This is a genomic window from Paraburkholderia sp. HP33-1, from assembly GCF_021390595.1.
GTDB lineage: Bacteria > Pseudomonadota > Gammaproteobacteria > Burkholderiales > Burkholderiaceae > Paraburkholderia.
The window spans coordinates 991,385-1,010,365 of record NZ_JAJEJR010000001.1 but is presented as its reverse complement, the minus strand read 5'-3'; the positions used below and the strand labels follow the sequence as shown (position 1 = coordinate 1,010,365).

Below are 18,981 nucleotides of genomic sequence, written 5' to 3'. Positions count from 1 at the left end.
TCGCCTCTCGTCTCCAAACCATGACCTATCGCGGACGTTTCGCGCCGTCGCCGACTGGCCCGCTGCATTTCGGCTCGCTGGTCAGCGCGCTGGCAAGCTGGCTCGACGCGCGCGCGCACCGCGGCGCGTGGCTCGTGCGCATCGAAGATATCGACGCACCGCGCACGGTGCCCGGCGCCGCCGAAGACATCCTCGCGACCCTCGAACGCTTCGGCATGCACGCCGACGAAACGCCGGTCTGGCAAAGCCAGCGCATGGCGCGCTATCAACAGGCGCTGGAGCAGTTGCAAGCGACCGGTCTCGTCTATCCGTGCGGCTGCACGCGCAAGGAAATCGCTGATTCGCTGTTGCACGCGCATGCGCGCAACACGACGCTCGCCTACCCCGGCACCTGTCGCACCGGCTTGCACGGCAAGCCCGCGCGCGCGTGGCGCCTGCGCGTGCCCGACGGCGACGCCGCCGCGATCACGTTCGACGATCGGTGGCAGGGCCCACAGACGCAAAATCTCGCGACCGAGGTCGGCGATTTCGTGCTGCGCCGCGCGGACGACCAGTGGGCGTATCAGCTTGCGGTGGTGGTGGACGATGCGGAGGCGCGCATCACACACATCGTGCGTGGTGCGGATCTGATGGATTCGACGGCGCGGCAGATCTATCTGCAGCGTTGTCTGGGCGTGGCGACGCCCGAGTATCTGCATGTGCCGGTCGTCACGAACGAGCACGGCGAGAAGCTGAGCAAGCAGAACGGCGCCACCGCGCTCGATAGCGATAAACCACTGGACGCGCTAGGCGCGGCGGCACGGCATCTGGGACTGGATCTGGGAAGCGAGCCGCCTGCGACGCTGGAAAACTTCTACAGCGCCGCGACCACGGCCTGGGCGAAACAGATGAAGATTCGCGCATCCTGATGATGCGCACGCCCGGCATTGCGCCCGGGCGTCAAGCCTGCAACCCGCCTTACGACGAGGACGGCGTCTTCCTCGGCATCCCGAACCCACCGAGCAACGCGGCCAATTGCCGCTTCGGCGCCGCCTTCTGCGGCGTGCCGTTCGACGCGGCCGTCTCCTCGACCTTGCGCACCGATGCCGGCGACGGCTCGTACGGCTTCAGGAAGAAATCGTCGATCGGCTGCGCGCGATGATGATGATGCGCACGGTCATACGAACCCGACGCGCCGCCCGTACGACGGCGGCTGTGCTCGTCGCGCGATTCGCTGCGTTCGCGGCGCAGCGAGCGGTCCTCGCGATGATGGCGCACCGGTGCATCGACGCTCAGGCGTTGCAAATCGAGCGGGCGCTTGATCAGCTTCTCGATGTCGGCCAGCTGCTTGCGCTCGTTCGGGCTGCACAGCGACAGCGCGTCGCCCGATGCGCCCGCGCGACCCGTACGGCCGATCCGGTGCACATAGTCTTCGGCGTTGAACGGCAGGTCGAAGTTGATCACCGCGGGCAGCTCGACGATATCGAGACCGCGCGCGGCGACATCCGTCGCGACCAGCGCCTCGACTTCGCCGCGCTTGAACGCGTCGAGCGCCTGCATGCGCTCGCTTTGCGAGCGGTCGCCGTGAATCGCGGTCGCGACCACGCCGTCGCGTTCGAGGCTGCGCGCGAGCCGGCTCGCGCCGATCTTGCTATTGCAGAACACGATCACCTGCTTCAGGCCGCGCTCGCGAATCAGCTTTACGACCGCGCCGGTCTTGTCGCCCTCGGCGACTTCGTAGACGACTTGCGTGACGTTGGTCGCGGTCGAGTTGCTGCGCGCGACTTCGATGGTCTGCGGGTCGCGCAGATACGTCGCGGCGAGCTTCTTGATTTCGCCCGAGAACGTCGCGGAGAACAGCAGCGTCTGGCGCTCTTTCGGCAGCAGGTTCAGGATGCGCTGCAGGTCCGGCAGGAAGCCCATGTCGAGCATGCGGTCGGCTTCGTCGAGCACGAGCATCTGCACCTGGCCCAGGTTCGCGGTCTTCTGCTGCACGTGATCGAGCAGACGACCCGGCGTCGCGATCAGGATTTCAACGCCGCGGCGCAATTGCTCCGACTGCGGATTCATGTCGACGCCACCGAACACGACCGCGCTGCGCAGCGCCGTGTGCTTCGCGTACGCCTGCACGTTCGCGGCGACCTGGTCGGCGAGTTCGCGGGTCGGCGTGAGGATCAGCGCGCGCACCGGGTGACGCGCCGGCGATGCGCTCGTACTGGCCTGCGGCAGCAGACGCTGGATGATCGGTAGCGAGAAGCTCGCGGTCTTGCCCGTGCCGGTCTGCGCGGCGCCCATCACGTCACGGCCCGCCAGCACGACCGGGATCGCCTTCGCCTGGATCGGCGTGGGCGACGTGTAGCCCGAATCCTTGATGGCCTTCAGGATGTCGGGCGCGAGGCCGAATTGATCAAAAGTCTCGGTGCTGGGCGTGACGGCTGTGTCGGACATGGTGGCTTTCGCTAAAAATGCGCGTGGCGCGATGCGCGCAGCAGCGGTCGGGACCGCGGAGGGCATCAGGATGAAGGCGGAGCCACGTCGTTCCGCGCGGGACCCGTCTGAGTTCGGATAATGCGGCCGGCTCCGGCTGGCGGAAACACCCGCCGAAAGCGCAGTATTGTAGCACTTCAGCAAAAACCCTCATGGTGGCCGGCTGGCGGGCGGCGTTCGTCATCCAGCCCGCCCCCGCTCACGTCAGATCGAACCCCTCACCAGGTCTCGCGCATCACCATCAGCCGCATCTCGGTCATGTCTTCGATGGCATAGCGCACACCCTCGCGCCCGAGCCCCGAATCCTTGACGCCGCCATAGGGCATGTTGTCGACGCGGAACGACGGCACGTCGTTGATCACGACGCCGCCCACTTCGAGCGCATCCCACGCGCGATGCGCATGCGCGAGCGAATCGGTGAACACGCCGGCCTGCAGACCGAAGTCACTGTCGTTGACCTGGGCGAGCGCAGCCTCGAAATCGTCGAAACGCTCGAGTATCGCGACCGGCCCGAACGCCTCCTTGCGATACAGATCGGTGTCACGCTTCACGCCTTCGAGCAGCGTCGCCTCGAACATCGCGCCGTCCACCTTGCCGCCCGCGATGATCCGCGCGCCCGCCTGCACCGCCCCCTCCATCCAGCCCGCAAGCCGTTTCGCCTCCGATTCGGAGATCATCGGCCCGACGAAGGTCTTCTCGTTCTTCGGATCGCCCATCACGAGCGACTTCGTCTTCGCGATCAGCTTCTCGCGCAGCGCGTCGTAGACGCTCGCATGCGCGAGAATCCGCTGCACGCCGATGCAACTCTGCCCCGACTGATAGAACGCGCCGAACGCGAGCCGGTCGACCACGTAGTCGAGCTTGCCGGCCTGATCGCCGTCGACGATCGCGGCCGCGTTGCCGCCCAGCTCCAGAATCACCTTCTTCTTGCCGGCTTTCCTCTTCAGCTCCCAGCCGACCGCGGGCGATCCGGTGAACGACAGCAGCTTGAAGCGCTCGTCGGTCGTGAACAGGTCGGCGCCGTCGCGATGCGCGGGCAGGATCGAGAACGCGCCCTTCGGCAGATCCGTTTCCGCGAGAATTTCGCCCATGATCAGCGCGCCGACCGGCGTGCGGCTCGCCGGCTTCAGCACGAACGGCACACCGGCCGCGATCGCCGGCGCGACCTTGTGCGCGGTCAGGTTCAGCGGGAAATTGAACGGCGAGATGAACGAGCACGGCCCGATCGGCACGCGCTTCACGTAGCCGTGGTAACCGTTCGCGCGCGGTGAAATCTGCAGATTGATGATCTCGCCGTCGATTCGCACGCTCTCCTCCGCGGCGACCTTGAACGTATCGATCAGGCGCGTGACTTCGCCCTTCGAATCGTTGATCGGCTTGCCCGCCTCGATACACAGCGCGAGCGCGAGTTCGTCGTAGCGCTCACGAAAGCGCTTCACGCAGTGTTCCAGCACCGCCTGGCGCTTGAACGGCGGGTACGCACGCATGGCGGGCATCGCGTCGACTGCGTGGCCGATCGCCTTGTCGATCGCGGCCGCGTCGGCCATCGCGACGCGCGTGGCGACTTCGCCGCTGAATTTGTCGGTGACTTCGAGATCGGTGTTGGCAGCCACCGGCTCATTGGCGAGGTAGTACGGATAGGTTTTCTGCAACATGTCGCGTTCTCCTTGATTCGATGCGCAGAGACTCAAAGCCGCGCGGACAGCCGCTTGATCTCGCGATTGAGCACACGCTCGTTGTCCGAGTAGTCGATCGGCACGTCGATCACGTGCACGCCGGGCGTCGCGAAGCACTCGCGCAAGAGCGGCGCGAACTGCCCGGCCGCCTCAATTCGATGCCCCAGCGCGCCATAGCTTTGCGCATAGGCGACGAAATCGGGATTCGCAAGCGTCATGCCGTAGTCCGGGAAGTTCATGTTTTCCTGCTTCCAGCGGATCATGCCGAACGCGTCGTCGCGCAGAATCAGGATCACCAGATCGAGCTTCAGGCGCACCGCCGTTTCGAGCTCCTGCGAATTCATCATGAAGCCGCCGTCGCCGCACACGGCGATCACCTTGCGCTCCGGATGCACGATCTTGCTCGCGATCGCCGACGGCAGCCCCGCGCCCATCGACGCCAGCGCGTTGTCGAGCAGCAGCGAATTCGGCTCGTGCGCACGGTAGTAGCGCGCGAACCAGATCTTGTACATGCCGTTATCCAGACACACGATGCCGTCGACCGGCGTGGTCTCGTAGACGTCGTTGACGATCCGCACCGGATACATCGGAAAGCGGTCGTCGTGCTGCCCCTTCACCAGGTGTGCCTCGAAGTGCTCCTTGATCTCCTTGAAGCGCGCGAAGTCCCAATGCTCCTGACGCTGCTTCAGGCTTTCCTTCAGTTGCCACACCGCGTTCGCGATATCGCCGACCACTTCGATCTGCGGGAAATAGACCGGATCGACTTCGGCGCCGAGGAAGTTCACGTGGATCACGGTCTTCTCGCCCGCCTCGCCGCTGCGCATGAAGAACGGCGGCTTTTCGATCACGTCGTGACCGACGTTGATGATGCAGTCCGCGTGCTCGATCGCGCGATGCACGAAGTCGCCGTCGGAGAGCGTCGCGTTGCCGAGCCACATCGGATGCGATTCGTCGATCACGCCCTTGCCCATCTGCGTCGTGAAGAACGGAATGCCGATCTGGTCGACGAACTCGCGCAGCATCTTGGTCGTGGTCTTGCGGTTGCCGCCCGCGCCGATCATCAGGAGCGGATGCTTCGCGGCGGTGATGGCCTCGACCGCGCGCGCGACCGCCTTCTCCTCGGCGACCGGACGGCGGCTGTAACTCTTCGGAATCGGCTTGCCGTCGCCCTCCTCGTGCGCGACGTCCTCGGGCAATTCGAGGTGCGTGGCGCCGGGACGCTCCTCCTCCGCACGCCGCACGGCCTCGCGCACCGCCGCCGGAATATTGCCGATCGACACGATCTGCCGCGTGTACTTGGTGAGCGGCTCCATCATCCGCACCACGTCGACGATCTGGAAGTGGCCCTGCTTGCTCGATTTGATCGGCTTCTGGCCCGTGACCATCAGCATCGGCATGCCGCCCAACTGCGCGTAGGCGGCCGCGGTCACGAAGTTGGTCGCGCCGGGGCCGAGCGTCGCCAGACATACGCCGGTGCGGCCGGTGAGCCGCCCATAGGTGGCGGCCATGAAGCCGGCCGCCTGCTCGTGGCGCGTGAGAATCAGACGGATTTTCGAGCGACGCAGCGATTCGAGCAGATCGAGATTTTCTTCACCGGGGATGCCAAACACATACTCGACACCTTCGGCTTCCAGCGATTTGACGAACAGGTCCGATGCTTTCATTGAGGGTCTCGCTTGATGACTCGGGGACGGTCGGGTCCGGAACCGGACGATCGAAGACGACAACGACGGCCGCGCGCGCGGCATGGCAGACGGAATGGCGAACGCCATGCCGGACAGCTTACTACTCGAACGGAAACGATGTGCGCGAGCGGACAAGGCCGCGCGGGGGATGGAGAGTCAGCGGACCACGGTCACGCAGTCGGACAGAATCGGCGGCGCGTTCTCGCCGCTAGTCAAGTCATACAGGTTGGCGCGCGGACCCTTGGTCCACCAGGTATAGCTGCCGGCCTGGTACTTCGCGCCCGACGCCGAGATCGTGTTGACGAACAGCATCTGCGTGCCTTTCACCGGCAGCACGGCGAAGCTCTGTCCGTTCTGCGCGTTCCAGTAGGTGACCTGCAGGATCTTGCCGGTCGCGCACGTGTATTTGCGCGTCTGGTGGTTCTTGCCCTCGATGTGCCTGAACTGCAGCGGCGCGGCCGATGCGCTGCCGGAAGATGCCGCCGCCAAGGCCACTGCCGATGCTGCCGCCGAGAGGATTGCAACACGCCATGTCTTCATCGAACACCTCGATCGTTGCGGGGAGCAGGCACGGAAGGCGCACCGGCCGCGAGGCCGGGTCATAGACGAGTCACAGGCAGTTCAACGACAACTCAAGGATCGATCACATCGGCGCACGCATCGGTCGGCGGCGCGCCGCTTACCCCTTACTTCGCCGACACCGGCCGCACCGCGGCCGCGGCCTGCTTCGCGCGCGAGCGCGCTTCGTCGATGTTCGCGCCGGTCGCGAGCGCGACGCCCATGCGGCGTTTGACGAAGCTCTCCGGCTTGCCGAACAGGCGCAGGTCCGCATTGGGCACCGCCAACGCCGCCGCGACGCCTTCGAACGCGATGCCGGCCTCGTCGCGACCACCGTAGATCACTGCCGACGCACCCGGTGCACGCAGCGACGTGTCGACCGGCAGGCCGAGGATCGCGCGCGCATGCAGCTCGAACTCCGAGAAGCGCTGCGAGCACAACGTGACGAGCCCCGTGTCGTGCGGACGCGGGCTGACTTCCGAAAACCATACCTCGTCGCCGCGCACGAAAAGTTCCACGCCGAAGAGGCCGCGGCCGCCGAGCGCCGCCGTCACCTTGTGCGCGATCTCGCGCGAGCGCTCGAGCGCGAGCGGGCTCATTGGCTGCGGCTGCCACGATTCGACATAGTCTCCCGCGACCTGCACATGGCCGATCGGATCGCAGAAGTAGGTGCTGACCTGGCCGCTCGCCGGGTCGATCGCGCGTACGGTCAGCTGCGTGATTTCGTATTCGAAGTCGATGAAACCCTCGACGATCACACGCCCGAAATTCACGCGGCCGCCCGCCATCGCGTACTGCCATGCGGGCTCGACGTCCGCGTCGCTGCGCAATACCGATTGCCCCTTGCCCGACGACGACATCACCGGCTTCACGACGCACGGATAGCCGACCTTCGCGATGCCCGCACGCAGCTCGTCGAGCGAATCGGCGAACGCGTACGGCGAGGTCGCGAGGCCGAGCTCTTCGGCGGCGAGGCGGCGGATGCCTTCGCGGTTCATCGTCAGTTGCGTGGCGCGCGCGGTCGGGATCACCTCGGCGAGCGCCTCGGTTTCGATCGCGGCGAGCTCGTCGGTGGCAATCGCCTCGATTTCGGGGACGATCAGGTGCGGGCGTTCCTGCTCGACCAGCGCGCGCAGCGCGGCGCGGTCGGTCATGTCGATCACGTGCGCGCGATGCGCGACCTGATGGCCCGGCGCATTCGGGTAACGGTCGACGGCGATCACTTCGACGCCCAGCCGTTGCAGCGCGATGATCACTTCCTTGCCGAGTTCGCCGGCGCCGAGCAGCATGACGCGCGTCGCGGATTCAGAAAGGGGCGTGCCGATCCGTTGGCCGATCTGCATGGGGTCTCCAGATAAAAGTCAGGATGAGGGTGGGATTGGATAGACCGCGATGTTAACATGCGGGCCCCTTGCCGCGCGGCGCCCGCAGGGCGTCGCCGGTCGATCCGCGCGCCTTCGCTCGCGCACGACAAGCTTAGTACGTTACCCTTACGCCTTCGCCAGTTTGAACAGGAACGACGCCATGCTCATCCGCTCCCGCCCGCGACGTCTTGCGCGCATCACTCCGTGCCTGCGCACGGCCGTCGCCGCGTTGAGCGTCGCCGCGCTGCTCGGTGCCTGCGCGATGCCGAAGCATTCGGATTCGTCGGCGCCGCCGCCCGATCCGTTCAATCCCGCCGCCGCGCAGCTGCTCGACGACACCAGCTGGGTGCTGAGTTCGTGGAAGAACGCCGACGGCACGGCGCGCGCGGTGCCGTCGAAGGATCAGGGACCGCTCACACTCACGTTGTCGACCGAAGGCGGCCAGCGTCACGCCAGCGGCTTTTCCGGCTGTAACCGCTTCATGGGTTCGTACATGCTGAAGGACGGCAAGCTGAGCTTCGGAACCCTCGCCGGCACGCGCATGGCGTGCGCCTCGCCGGGCGGCGACATCGAAAAGCCGTTCCTCGCTGCGCTCGAGCGCATCGATCGCACCGGCGTGCAGATGCGAGCACCGCAGCAGATGCAGCTGATCCTCGACAACGGCGACGCGCTCATGTTCGATCGCAGCGACAAGTGATGCGTGTCTGCGCCGCGTTCGGGACTCGCGCCGGCCTTCGAAGCCGCGCGCTGCGCCGGTTTAAACTCGACGGATTGCGCTTGCGCGCGCTCCGTCATTCGTAGATGTCTGGTATGCACACGGTAGTTTTCGGCTGGTTCGGCGGGTCGGCCGTCTGGTTCATTCCTCTTTTGTGGCGCCTCGTGAAGTCGGTGCTGCCGGGCGGCGCGGGTCTGCGCGGCCCCGGCACGATCCGGCTGTGGCTCGGCTTTGTCTGCGTGCTGATCGCCAGTTGCACGCTCGAGGGCTCGCTGATCGGCATCGCGGGCGTCAATGGTTTCGGTCATGCGCTCGCCGGCGGGCTCGGTCATCTGCTCGGCCATATCGGCACCCCGCTCGCGGCGCTCGCGCTGCTCGCGATCAGCCTGCCCTGGCTCATCGAGTTCCGCTGGAGCGAGCTCGCCGCGTGGGCCGACGGCGCGTTCGGCCTCGGTCTGTCGCGCGGACTCGCGAAGCGCGACGAGGATGCGCGCCGCCACCGCACCATCGACGACGGCGCGCCATCGCATGCAACACCCGCCACCAACACGATGGCACCGCGCAACAGCAAGGGACGTTACGCACGCCCGACGGTGTGGCGTCCGCCTGCGAGCGTGCGCGGCGCGGGTTCCGCCGCTGCTGCCAGCGCCGCGGCGGCCGGCATCGCGGGTAGCAAGGAGGCTTTCGCCCGTGACGCCGGCGCGGCGCGCGGGCCGGTCAAGCAGATCGAGCCAGTGCTCCGTACGGGGCCGATCGCGTCGCCGCGTCCGACAGCGGTGCTGTCAACGCAGGCGTTACATGCCGACAAGGCTGTGGACAGTTCTGCCTCGCCGTTCGTGCCGACCGAGCCGGTCGCGCCGGCCGGCTGGTTGCGCACGGCGGAGCCCCGTCCGGCGACGTCCGCAGCGGCAGGCTCCGGTTCGGGTACGCCGGCTCGAGATGGCGCGCTGCAGGTCGGTCGGCGCTCCGTCGGCGAACAGCGCTCGGCCACACCGTTCGGCTCCAGCGCCGCGCTGGCGGCGACGGCCGCCGCCGCATCGGGCGTATCGGCGAGAGCGGCACAAGCGATGGCGGGCCGCGCAACCGTGTCGGGCGCCGGTATCGGCATGACGGCGGGATCGACGAATGCCGCGGGCCGCGGCAGCCGTCCGTCGCCGCTGCCACGCCCGGCCGATGGCACCGCGCCGCTCAATCGCAGCGTCACGCCACGTCACGCGTTCCCGGCCGCTACGCGCGCCAACGGCGCGACATCGCCGTCGACCGCACGCGGTCCCGCGCCGGGCTTGACACGGCCGGTGGCGAACGCATCGACCGTGGCACCACCCGCGAGCGTCGAGGAAACGCTGCGCAGCATCGCGGAAAACGCCGCGCGCTGGACCGATATGGCCGGTGTGAGCCTCGCGCGCAGCCGTGGCGCCGACAGCGCGAAGATTGGCAATGCGGCGAATAGGTCGAGGGCGTTTGATGTGCAGTCTGCGCAACAGGATGCGCTGCCTGTCCAGGCCGGCGAGGCAGTCGCGGCGCCGCAGGAGCAGAGCGCGGAGAGTTCGGTGGAGACGGTGTCGCGGTCGCAGCGCGAAGACGCACCGGTCGAGTTGCCGCGTGAGGACGCGCCGGTTGAGTCCGATACGCCTGTCGAAGACGGTAACGCGCCGGTTACGCAATGGCCGACCGAACCGCCGGCCATCCACGCACCGCTTATCTCTGCGCCGCAGACGATGACTGCGATGGAGCCGGTGGCCGACGTGGCAGCCGCGGCCGAGCCCGCCACCGCGGCGCCTGCCGCAAGCGAGCCGGAACCTGAGATGCCGGTCGCGACGCCGACTCCGACTTCGTTCGAGCGCTTTGCAGCCAGCTTGCAGGACGACGGAGCGCAAGAAGACCTGCCGCCGTTCGAAAGCGATTCGACGCAGAACAACGCCCCCATTGAGCAACCGGTCAGCGAACCCGTCGCCCCCTCCCCCGCCACACAAACGCGGGTGCAAGCGCTCGCGCCTGTCGCCGAAATCGTCATCGAAAAAACTCTCGTGCCTTGGGAGAGCAAGCTTGGCCACGCCGCGGCCGAGCCCGCGAACGCCTCGCATTCGTCGACTTCGACGAATGCAGAGAACCTCGCTACGCCGGCAGCCGCGCCAGCCGTCGTTTCGAACGTAGTCCGTTTCCCGGGCTTCGTCGCATCGGCGGGCAGCAGCGAGTCTTCGGTCGTGGCAAACGCGGCGCCCGTCGTGCACACGCCGGCCGCCGAAGAGTCGCCCATTCCAGCGGCTGCGCCCGAGCTAACACCGCAACCGCAGGCCCAGCTCGCCGATCAACCCGCCGCCGATCCTGCCGCCCGCTCGCCGCTGCGCGGCCACGCGCCGGTCAACGGCTTCGAGTTCCACGCGCCGGCCGCATCGATGGTCGAACTGCCGACACTCGATCTGCTCGCCCCCGCGGACGCCGACATCGAACCCATTCCGGACGAAAAGCTCCGCGAAACCGGCCTGCTGATCGAGCAGCGCCTGCAGGAATTCAAGGTGCCGGTGACCGTGGTCGGCGCATCGGCGGGTCCGGTCATCACGCGCTTCGAAGTCGAGCCGGCGCTCGGCGTGCGCGGCAGCCAGATCGTCGGCCTGATGAAGGACCTGTCGCGCGGTCTCGGTCTCACCTCGATCCGCGTCGTCGAAACGATTCCGGGCAAGACCTGCATGGGCCTCGAACTGCCGAATGCGAAGCGGCAGACGATCCGACTCTCCGAAATCCTCGAAGCGAGCGTCTACCAGAACTCGCACTCGCAACTGACGCTCGCGATGGGCAAGGACATCACCGGCCATCCGGTCGTCGCCGATCTCGCGAAGGCCCCGCACATGCTGGTGGCCGGCACGACCGGCTCGGGCAAGTCAGTCGCGATCAACGCGATGATCTGCTCGCTGCTGTTCAAGGCGACGCCCGAGGAAGTGCGCCTGATCATGATCGACCCGAAGATGCTCGAACTTTCGGTGTACGAAGGCATTCCGCATCTGCTCGCGCCGGTCGTCACCGACATGAAGCTCGCGGCCAACGCGCTGAACTGGTGCGTCGGAGAAATGGAGAAGCGCTACCGGCTGATGTCGGCGGTCGGCGTGCGCAATCTCGCCGGCTTCAACCAGAAGATCCGCGACACCGAGGCGAAGGGCAAGAAGCTCGGCAACCCGTTCTCGCTGACACCCGATGCGCCCGAGCCGCTCGCACCGCTGCCGCTGATCGTCGTCGTGATCGACGAACTCGCCGACCTGATGATGGTCGCCGGCAAGAAGATCGAGGAGCTGATCGCGCGGCTCGCGCAGAAAGCGCGCGCGGCCGGCATCCACCTGATCCTCGCGACCCAGCGGCCGTCGGTCGACGTGATCACCGGCCTCATCAAGGCGAACATTCCGACACGCGTCGCGTTTCAGGTGTCGTCGAAGATCGACTCGCGCACGATTCTCGACCAGATGGGCGCCGAGTCGCTGCTCGGCCAGGGTGACATGCTGTTCCTGCCACCGGGCACCGGCTACCCGCAGCGCGTGCACGGCGCATTCGTCGCCGACGAGGAAGTGCATGCGATCGTCGAGTATCTGAAGCAGTTCGGCGAGCCGCAGTACGAGGAAGGCATTCTCGACGGCCCGGCCACCGATGGCGGCGCGGCCCAGGACCTGTTCGGCGAAGCGCCGGATGCGGAAGCCGATCCGCTGTACGACGAAGCGGTCGCGTTCGTCGTGCGCACGCGGCGCGCGTCGATCTCATCGGTGCAGCGCCAATTGCGCATCGGCTATAACCGCGCGGCGCGCCTCGTCGAGCAGATGGAGACGGCCGGCCTCGTGTCGGCGATGAGCATCAACGGCAGCCGCGAAGTGCTCGCGCCGGGGCCGGCGGAATGACCGGCCACTGAATCGGCGAAGACGAAAAAACGGACAGCCTCACAACGTGAGCTGTCCGTTTTTTATTGACCCGCGCGTGCCGTGCGTCACGACGGCGACACCAGCTTGAAATCGACCGGCGAGCCGAGTTCGAAATGCTGCTTCGGATTCGGATCGAGCAGCCCCGTCTGCGGATCGCGCTTGAACACATAGACCGTGTCGCTCAACTGATTGCCGACGATCAGCCAGTTGCCGGTCGGATCGATAGCGAACTCGCGCGGCGATTTGCCGAGGCTCGACTGCCGGCCGATCTGCTTCAGATGCCCATTGGCCGGATCGACCGCGAAGATCACGATCTCGTTCGCGTCGCCGCGATTGGATGCATACACGAAGCGTCCGTCCGGCGACATATGGATCGCCGCCGCGCCCACCTGCCCCTTGAAGCCCGGCTCGGTCAGCGGCAGCGTCTGCACGAGCTTCAGCTTGCCGTCGTGGTAGTCGAACGTGCTGACGCTCGCCGCGAGTTCGCTCGTCAGATACGCGTGCCTGCCGTCAGCGCTGAAAATCAGATGGCGCGGACCCGTGCCGGCCTTCTGCTGCGTGTAGCCCCAGTCGGTCGCGACGAACGGGCCGGCACCCGAGCTGTTCTGCGGCGCGTAGTGGTAGGCGTACAGCTTGTCGGCGCCGAGGTCCTGCGTGAAGAGATAGTGGCCGTCCGGCGAGAACACGGTCGAATGCACGTGCGAGTTGTCCTGCCGCCCTTTCACCGGACCACCGCCCTCGTGGTGCACGGTCTGCACCGACGTGCCTACCTGGCCGTTGGCCTGCAGCGGAAACACCGCGAAGCTGCCGCCCGGATCGGGCGCGACCGAATAGTTCGCGGTGAGCAGATACCGGCCGTCCGGCGAGATGCTCAGATAGCACGGATCATTGCCATCCGACGATACCTTGTTCAGAAACGTCAGCTGCCCGCGTGCGGCATCGAAGCCGAACGCGCTGACGCCGCCGCGCTGCGTGGCCGGGCCGTTGTCGCCGGGCAGTTCGTTGACCGAATAGACGAAGCGGCGGTCGCGGCTCACCACGAGAAAGGACGGATTCACCGTCTGCGCAACCGACACCTGGGTCGCCGCACCCGTCTTCGTATCGAAGCGGAAGACGTAGATACCCTCGCTCTTGCCGCTGGTGTAAGTACCGACCAGCATCGTATAGACGCCGTCCGCGGGGACCGGGCCAGAATCTTGCGCATAGGCGTGCGAAGCAACAATCGAAACCATGAGCACGAAACCTTTTATTATCGAACGAGCGGCCCTCAAGGGCGCGGGCCGCCTCGCGCGGCGACTGCGAAGCATGAGACCTCCTCGACATCGGTTGTCTCGTACTGGCTCGCGTACGAGCTGCAGTACAAGCGGTAGTAACGGTGTCTGGTCTGCCGCGCCGCGAATCGAGCGTCGTTCCGCGTTGTTGTCGTCGAAGTCAGTATAAGAGCGTCAGGTCGGATCATGCAGTGAATCCGCCGCCGGCGCGCGGTCTGCGCCGGCGGCTTTTGTCCCGCGTGGCGGGACGTTTTTTCAATCGCGCGTCACGCGCCTCAACCACGGAGTCTCCATGAACGTCACTCTCAGCCTGGGCCCGGTCGTTTCGCTGATCGCCGGCATTCTGATCCTGATCATGCCGCGACTCCTGAACTATATCGTCGCGCTTTATCTGATCATCATCGGCATCATCGGGATCTTCGGCATGGGCTCGTCACATCTGTGAGCGACATGCGACACGACACCGCGCGCTGGATTTGCGCCCGGTGTCGGTGTGTTTTCGCAAGCAGGGAAGGTTCGCGGCGGCGGCAAATGTCATGCCGTGACATACGCGAGGAACGAGCGCGACGAACGTTCAGCGCTACCGCTCAACCGTTCGCCAGCTGATCGAGCCGCAAGCGCCCCTGCAACGACAGCGCGCCGACCGCATAATGACCGGCATCCTGCTGATAGCGCCGGAAGCAGGCCCGCTCGGCCAGGAAGGACACGGCAGCCAGCATGCCATTGCGGCTCAGGCCGAGCCGGCTATGATCGAGTGGCAACATGGAATCGCCGGCAAGTTGGCTGGCGGCCGAGAGAATCGTGATGCAATCGGATTTCGAAGGGTTCAGCATGGCTTTCGTCCTCGGAAACGGCGTCTGCATACGCCATGAGCAAGGCCGATTCGCAGTCCGGCATGTCGCCGGGCATCGGCATGAATTTTGATTGTATGCATGGATTTGACCATTTTCCAACCCGCGTTTTGCCGCACTGTGCGGTGAACCAAACGAAGCTCATGGTGGTCCGGTAATAACACCCCCTTCAAAACGCGGCTGCTATCGCCGTCCGTCTTAACGACTCGTAACCTGACACGTTTTCCATGCCTGCACTCATCGAAGACTACGCACTGATCGGGGACGGCCATACCGCCGCGCTCATCTCCCGCGAAGGTTCCGTCGACTGGCTTTGCTGGCCGCGCTTCGACTCGGGCGCCTGCTTCGCCGCGCTGCTCGGCACACCCGAGAACGGCCGCTGGCTGATCACCCCCGCCGCGCCAGCCGGGGGCGCCGCGCCGACCATCACGCGCCGTTATCGCGGCGAAACGCTCATCCTCGAAACCGACTTCGAAACGCCCGACGGTGCCGTCACGCTGATCGACTTCATGCCGCCTGGTAACGGCTGGTCGGAGATGATCCGCATCGTCGTCGGCAAGCGCGGTACCGTGCGCATGAAGATGGAACTGGTGCTGCGCTTCGACTACGGTTTCTCGATTCCGTGGGTCGACAAGCTCAAGAACGACAGCGGCATCAAGGCGATCGTCGGCCCGGACAACGCGGTGCTGCGCACGCCGGTCGAGCTGCACGGCGAGGACATGAAGACCGTCGCCGAGTTCACGGTGACGGCCGGCGAGCGCGTGCCGTTCTCGCTCGCCTACGCGCCGTCGCACCTGCGCATTCCGCCCGCGCGCGATCCGCACACGGCGCTCGCCCGCACCGAGAACCACTGGCTCGAATGGGCGGCGCGCGGCACCGTCGAAGGACGCTGGGCCGGACCGATTCGCCGCTCGCTGATCACGTTGCGCGCGCTCGCCTACGAGCCGACCGGCGGCATCGTGGCGGCGCCCACCACGTCGCTGCCCGAGCAGCTCGGCGGCACGCGCAACTGGGACTACCGCTACTGCTGGCTGCGCGACGCGACCATCACGCTGCTCGCGATGATGCGCGGCGGCTACTACGACGAAGCGCGCGCGTGGCGCAGCTGGCTCGGCCGCGTGATGGCGGGTGCACCGAACCAGTTGCAGATCATGTACGGCATCGCCGGCGAGCGGCGTCTGCCGGAATCCGAAATCGACTGGCTGCCCGGCTATCAGGGCGCGAAACCGGTGCGCATCGGCAACAACGCGGTCGGGCAGAGTCAGCTCGACGTCTACGGCGAGGTGATGAACGCGCTCCATCTTGCGCGCGTCGGCGGCCTGCAGGCGGACGTCACCGCGTGGAACGTGCAGCGCGCGATGCTCGAGCACCTGACGACGATCTGGCGCGAACCCGACGAAGGCATCTGGGAAACGCGCGGCGGCCGCCGGCACTTCACGTTCTCGAAGGTGATGGCGTGGGTCGCGTTCGACCGCGCGATCCGCTCGGCCGAAATGTTCAAGCTCGACGGCCCGCTCGACGAATGGCGCGCGACGCGCGACACGATCCACGCCGAGGTCTGCGAAAAGGCATGGAATCCGCAGTTGAACGCGTTCTCGCAGTTCTACGGCAGCGACCAGCTCGACGCGAGCGTGCTGCTGATGCCGCTGGTTGGCTTCCTCAAGCCGCACGATCCGCGCATCAAGGGCACCGTCGCGGCGATCGAGCGGGACCTGATGCACGGCGGCTTCGTGATGCGCTACCGCACCACCGAATACGACGATGGCCTGCCGCCCGGGGAAGGCACCTTTCTTGCCTGTTCGTTCTGGATGGTGGACAACCTCGCGCTGCAGGGACGCGTGCAGGAAGCGGTGGAGATGTACGAGCGGCTGCTCGCGCTGTGCAACGACGTCGGCCTGCTGTCCGAGGAGTACGACCCGGTCGAAAAACGTCTGGTCGGCAATTTCCCGCAAGCGTTTTCGCACGTGGCGCTCGTCCACACCGGACTGAACCTGATGAAGCACGAGCAGGAGATGGCCCAGGCGACCGGTCATCCGCCGCATAACGGCATCCGCTCGCTGGAGCTTGAGGCTCAGGCAAGCCCTGATAGCGGCGCAGCAGCATCGCCGCTAGCATGAGCCCGTGACAGTTTGCGTACACTGAACGCGAACATTGTTGCGTTGCACAAATTTGCTTTGTTCGATATTATCGATCCGACTGTCGGCCAACAAGAATGTGCCAACAACCAGAATGGCCCGCCGCAACGCCTCACGCGTGTTTGCGAAGCCCAATGCGAACCGCTTAAAACGGAGCAAACATGCTCTATCAACTGCACGAATTCCAGCGGGCGATGTTGAACCCTCTGACCGCCTGGGCTCAGGCCGCATCGAAGTCATTTGCGAATCCGGCCAGTCCGTTAGCCTACTGGCCGGGCGCCACGCGCTTGTCCGCCGGCTACGAACTGCTTTACCGGCTCGGCAAGGATTACGAAAAGCCCGAGTTCAACATTCACCAGATTGTCAAAGACGGTCATAACATTCCGATCGTCGAGCAGACCTTCATCGAAAAGCCTTTCTGCCGCCTGACGCGCTTCAAGCGTTTCGCGGACGACAGCGATGCTGTCAACCAATTGAAAGACGAGCCGGTCGTGCTCGTCTGCGCACCGTTGTCAGGACACCACGCCACGCTGCTGCGCGACACCGTGCGCACGTTGCTGCAAGACCACAAGGTCTACATCACCGACTGGATCGACGCGCGCATGGTGCCGCTCGAAGCCGGCTGGTTCGGTCTGAACGACTACATCGCGTATATCCAGGAATTCATTCGCCATATTGGTGCGAAGAACCTGCACGTCATCTCGGTGTGCCAGCCGACCGTGCCGGTGCTCGCCGCCATATCGCTAATGGCGAGCCGCGGCGAGGACACGCCGCGCACCATGACGATGATGGGCGGCCCGATCGACGCGCGCAAGAGCCCGACCTCGGTCAACTCGCTCGCCACGCAGCACTCGTACGAGTGGTTTGAAAACAACGTGATCTTCACGGTGCCGCCGAACTATCCGGGTGTGGGCCGCAAGGTCTATCCGGGCTTCCTGCAGCACACCGGTTTCGTCGCGATGAATCCCGAGCGTCACGCGGCGTCGCATTGGGATTTCTACCAGAGCCTGCTGCGCGGCGACGAAGACGACGCCGAAGCGCATCGCCGCTTCTACGACGAGTACAACGCAGTGCTCGACATGGACGCCGACTATTACCTCGACACGATCCGCGTCGTGTTCCAGGAATTCCGTCTTGCCGAGGGCACCTGGGTCGTCGACGGCGAACCGGTGCGGCCGCAGGACATCAAGACGACCGCACTGTTTACGATCGAAGGCGAACTCGACGACATTTCCGGCGACGGCCAGACCTACGCGGCGCATGACCTGTGCGGCGGCATTCCGGCGAAGAACAAGCGTCACTTCACTGCGGAAAAATGCGGCCACTACGGCATTTTCTCGGGCCGCCGCTGGCGCACCATCATTTATCCGCAATTGCGCGACTTCATTCTCGAGCACAATAAAACGGCGAGGCCGACGCAGGAAAAAGTCGAAGCCTGAGCATTAAACTTGCAATAGCATTTAAAAAGCCAACGGCCTCTTCTCGAGGCCGTTGGCTTTTCTATTACGCTTTGTTGGTGATACTGATTTTTTGTCGCGGCGATGATCACCGCGCCAGCGTCCGTTATTTTCTCAACAGATATGCGAGCAGCAGCTCGGTATTCATCTGGATTACTTCGCCGCGTTCGGCGGCGCTGCTGAAATCGCGGCCGAGCGTCGCCTCGAGCGTGAATCGGTTCGACACGATGTAGTAGCCCATGCCCGAGAGCGTCACGTAAAAACGCAGCGGGTCGACGTTCGTGCGAAACAGCCCCGCGCGTTGCCCACGTTCGAGAATTCCGCCGAGCGTCGCGACGATCGGCGAGATCATTTCGCGGATGCGCGTCGACTTCTGCATATAACGTGCTTCATGCAGATTCTCATTGTTGATGAGCCGGAGCAACTCGGGATGATCGCGGTAGTAGTCCCAAACGAAATGCGCGAGCCGCGTAACGGCCTCGACGGGCGCGATTCCATTGAGTTCGAGCGTGCGTTCCGCTTCATTGAGTGCGCTGAACGCGTGTTCGAGTACCGCGGTAAAAAGCTGCTCCTTGCTACCAAAGTAGTAATAGAGCATGCGTTCATTGGTTTCCGCGCGGCGGGCGATCTGATCGACGCGCGCGCCGAACAGCCCTCCACTTGCGAACTCTTCGGCCGCCGCAAGCAGAATGCGGCGCCTCGTGCCTTCAGGATCTCTTTTGATTTTCGGCTGATTCATGGTGGCATCGTCTTCGTGAGCCGCGTTATCCGGATCGCGCCGCCGGCCTCTCCTAGCCTTATAGTGGCGGCGTTGAGCGGGCGCGTCGTGGTTGGGAAACACACCCTTTTCTGCGGTCTTTCGAATGAAGCGCTTCGATTATGGCACATGGACTGCGAATGGCAA

The 18,981-nt window shown here is 65.3% G+C and carries 15 protein-coding genes; 7 read left to right on the top strand and 8 right to left on the bottom strand.

All coding sequences use genetic code 11. The features are described 5' to 3' along the window. Positions 1–20: 20 nt before the first annotated feature. On the top strand, positions 21–908 hold the full coding sequence (gene gluQRS, locus L0U81_RS04595; protein ID WP_233800394.1) for a tRNA glutamyl-Q(34) synthetase GluQRS: 888 nt from the start codon (positions 21–23) through the stop codon (positions 906–908). A gap of 49 nt (positions 909–957) precedes the next feature. Here gluQRS and L0U81_RS04590 read toward each other — a convergent pair whose 3' ends face one another. The 5 genes from L0U81_RS04590 to purT all read right to left on the bottom strand — a co-directional run bounded on the left by L0U81_RS04590 (position 958) and on the right by purT (position 7,728). Further along, complete coding sequence (locus L0U81_RS04590; protein WP_233800393.1) at positions 958–2,427, bottom strand: DEAD/DEAH box helicase; 1,470 nt, start codon at positions 2,425–2,427, stop codon at positions 958–960. Between the two features lie 257 nt (positions 2,428–2,684). Then, positions 2,685–4,121, bottom strand: coding sequence for an aldehyde dehydrogenase family protein (locus L0U81_RS04585; protein WP_233800392.1), 1,437 nt, complete (start codon positions 4,119–4,121; stop codon positions 2,685–2,687). Positions 4,122–4,153: 32 nt separating this feature from the next. Continuing rightward, positions 4,154–5,806: an acetolactate synthase large subunit gene (locus L0U81_RS04580; protein WP_233800391.1), complete on the bottom strand. Its 1,653-nt coding sequence runs from the start codon at positions 5,804–5,806 to the stop codon at positions 4,154–4,156. Between the two features lie 177 nt (positions 5,807–5,983). Next, the gene (locus L0U81_RS04575) at positions 5,984–6,367 is read right to left on the bottom strand and encodes an MliC family protein (RefSeq protein WP_233800390.1); all 384 of its coding nucleotides are present in this window, start codon (positions 6,365–6,367) and stop codon (positions 5,984–5,986) included. A gap of 146 nt (positions 6,368–6,513) precedes the next feature. Next, the gene (gene purT / locus L0U81_RS04570; protein ID WP_233800389.1) at positions 6,514–7,728 is read right to left on the bottom strand and encodes a formate-dependent phosphoribosylglycinamide formyltransferase; all 1,215 of its coding nucleotides are present in this window, start codon (positions 7,726–7,728) and stop codon (positions 6,514–6,516) included. 181 nt (positions 7,729–7,909) lie between these two features. Here purT and L0U81_RS04565 point away from each other — a divergent pair, with 181 nt between their 5' ends. Next, positions 7,910–8,446: an META domain-containing protein gene (locus L0U81_RS04565; RefSeq protein WP_233800388.1), complete on the top strand. Its 537-nt coding sequence runs from the start codon at positions 7,910–7,912 to the stop codon at positions 8,444–8,446. 113 nt (positions 8,447–8,559) lie between these two features. Further along, positions 8,560–12,342, top strand: coding sequence for a DNA translocase FtsK (locus L0U81_RS04560; RefSeq protein WP_233800387.1), 3,783 nt, complete (start codon positions 8,560–8,562; stop codon positions 12,340–12,342). Positions 12,343–12,428: 86 nt separating this feature from the next. Here the strand turns inward: L0U81_RS04560 and L0U81_RS04555 are convergent, their stop codons facing one another. Beyond that, a complete protein-coding gene (locus L0U81_RS04555; protein ID WP_233800386.1) occupies positions 12,429–13,670 on the bottom strand; it encodes a lactonase family protein in 1,242 nt (413 codons plus the stop codon). Positions 13,671–13,926: 256 nt separating this feature from the next. Here L0U81_RS04555 and L0U81_RS04550 point away from each other — a divergent pair, with 256 nt between their 5' ends. Then, a complete protein-coding gene (locus L0U81_RS04550; RefSeq protein WP_233800385.1) occupies positions 13,927–14,079 on the top strand; it encodes a DUF3096 domain-containing protein in 153 nt (50 codons plus the stop codon). Between the two features lie 142 nt (positions 14,080–14,221). On the opposite strand, the gene L0U81_RS04545 is transcribed toward L0U81_RS04550, so the two are convergent. After that, positions 14,222–14,467: a hypothetical protein gene (locus L0U81_RS04545; RefSeq protein WP_233800384.1), complete on the bottom strand. Its 246-nt coding sequence runs from the start codon at positions 14,465–14,467 to the stop codon at positions 14,222–14,224. A 35-nt stretch (positions 14,468–14,502) separates the two neighbouring features. Between L0U81_RS04545 and L0U81_RS04540 the strand changes: the two genes are divergently transcribed. From L0U81_RS04540 to L0U81_RS04530, 3 genes are all read left to right on the top strand, one after another. Beyond that, positions 14,503–14,643, top strand: a complete 141-nt coding sequence (locus L0U81_RS04540; protein WP_233800383.1) for a hypothetical protein — start codon at positions 14,503–14,505, stop codon at positions 14,641–14,643. 69 nt (positions 14,644–14,712) lie between these two features. Continuing rightward, positions 14,713–16,602 carry a glycoside hydrolase family 15 protein gene (locus L0U81_RS04535; protein WP_233800382.1) on the top strand — a complete coding sequence of 630 codons (1,890 nt, stop codon included), beginning with the start codon at positions 14,713–14,715 and terminating at the stop codon, positions 16,600–16,602. Positions 16,603–16,781: 179 nt separating this feature from the next. After that, complete coding sequence (locus L0U81_RS04530) at positions 16,782–18,059, top strand: polyhydroxyalkanoate depolymerase (RefSeq protein ID WP_233800381.1); 1,278 nt, start codon at positions 16,782–16,784, stop codon at positions 18,057–18,059. A 124-nt stretch (positions 18,060–18,183) separates the two neighbouring features. Here the strand turns inward: L0U81_RS04530 and L0U81_RS04525 are convergent, their stop codons facing one another. After that, positions 18,184–18,816 (bottom strand): TetR/AcrR family transcriptional regulator, encoded by a 633-nt coding sequence (locus L0U81_RS04525; protein WP_233800380.1) that lies wholly within the window; start codon positions 18,814–18,816, stop codon positions 18,184–18,186. Positions 18,817–18,981 lie beyond the last annotated feature (165 nt).

Excerpts from the sequence above, each read along its gene's own strand:
- gluQRS (WP_233800394.1), top strand. The coding sequence starts at position 21 with ATGACCTATCGCGGACGTTTCGCGCCGTCGCCGACTGGCCCGCTGCAT.
- L0U81_RS04545 (WP_233800384.1), bottom strand. The coding sequence starts at position 14,467 with ATGCTGAACCCTTCGAAATCCGATTGCATCACGATTCTCTCGGCCGCC.
- purT (WP_233800389.1), bottom strand. The coding sequence starts at position 7,728 with ATGCAGATCGGCCAACGGATCGGCACGCCCCTTTCTGAATCCGCGACG.
- L0U81_RS04560 (WP_233800387.1), top strand. The coding sequence starts at position 8,560 with ATGCACACGGTAGTTTTCGGCTGGTTCGGCGGGTCGGCCGTCTGGTTC.
- L0U81_RS04555 (WP_233800386.1), bottom strand. The coding sequence starts at position 13,670 with ATGCTTCGCAGTCGCCGCGCGAGGCGGCCCGCGCCCTTGAGGGCCGCT.
- L0U81_RS04540 (WP_233800383.1), top strand. The coding sequence starts at position 14,503 with ATGAGCAAGGCCGATTCGCAGTCCGGCATGTCGCCGGGCATCGGCATG.
- L0U81_RS04580 (WP_233800391.1), bottom strand. The coding sequence starts at position 5,806 with ATGAAAGCATCGGACCTGTTCGTCAAATCGCTGGAAGCCGAAGGTGTC.
- L0U81_RS04525 (WP_233800380.1), bottom strand. The coding sequence starts at position 18,816 with ATGAATCAGCCGAAAATCAAAAGAGATCCTGAAGGCACGAGGCGCCGC.
- L0U81_RS04550 (WP_233800385.1), top strand. The coding sequence starts at position 13,927 with ATGAACGTCACTCTCAGCCTGGGCCCGGTCGTTTCGCTGATCGCCGGC.
- L0U81_RS04585 (WP_233800392.1), bottom strand. The coding sequence starts at position 4,121 with ATGTTGCAGAAAACCTATCCGTACTACCTCGCCAATGAGCCGGTGGCT.
- L0U81_RS04535 (WP_233800382.1), top strand. The coding sequence starts at position 14,713 with ATGCCTGCACTCATCGAAGACTACGCACTGATCGGGGACGGCCATACC.
- L0U81_RS04565 (WP_233800388.1), top strand. The coding sequence starts at position 7,910 with ATGCTCATCCGCTCCCGCCCGCGACGTCTTGCGCGCATCACTCCGTGC.
- L0U81_RS04575 (WP_233800390.1), bottom strand. The coding sequence starts at position 6,367 with ATGAAGACATGGCGTGTTGCAATCCTCTCGGCGGCAGCATCGGCAGTG.
- L0U81_RS04590 (WP_233800393.1), bottom strand. The coding sequence starts at position 2,427 with ATGTCCGACACAGCCGTCACGCCCAGCACCGAGACTTTTGATCAATTC.
- L0U81_RS04530 (WP_233800381.1), top strand. The coding sequence starts at position 16,782 with ATGCTCTATCAACTGCACGAATTCCAGCGGGCGATGTTGAACCCTCTG.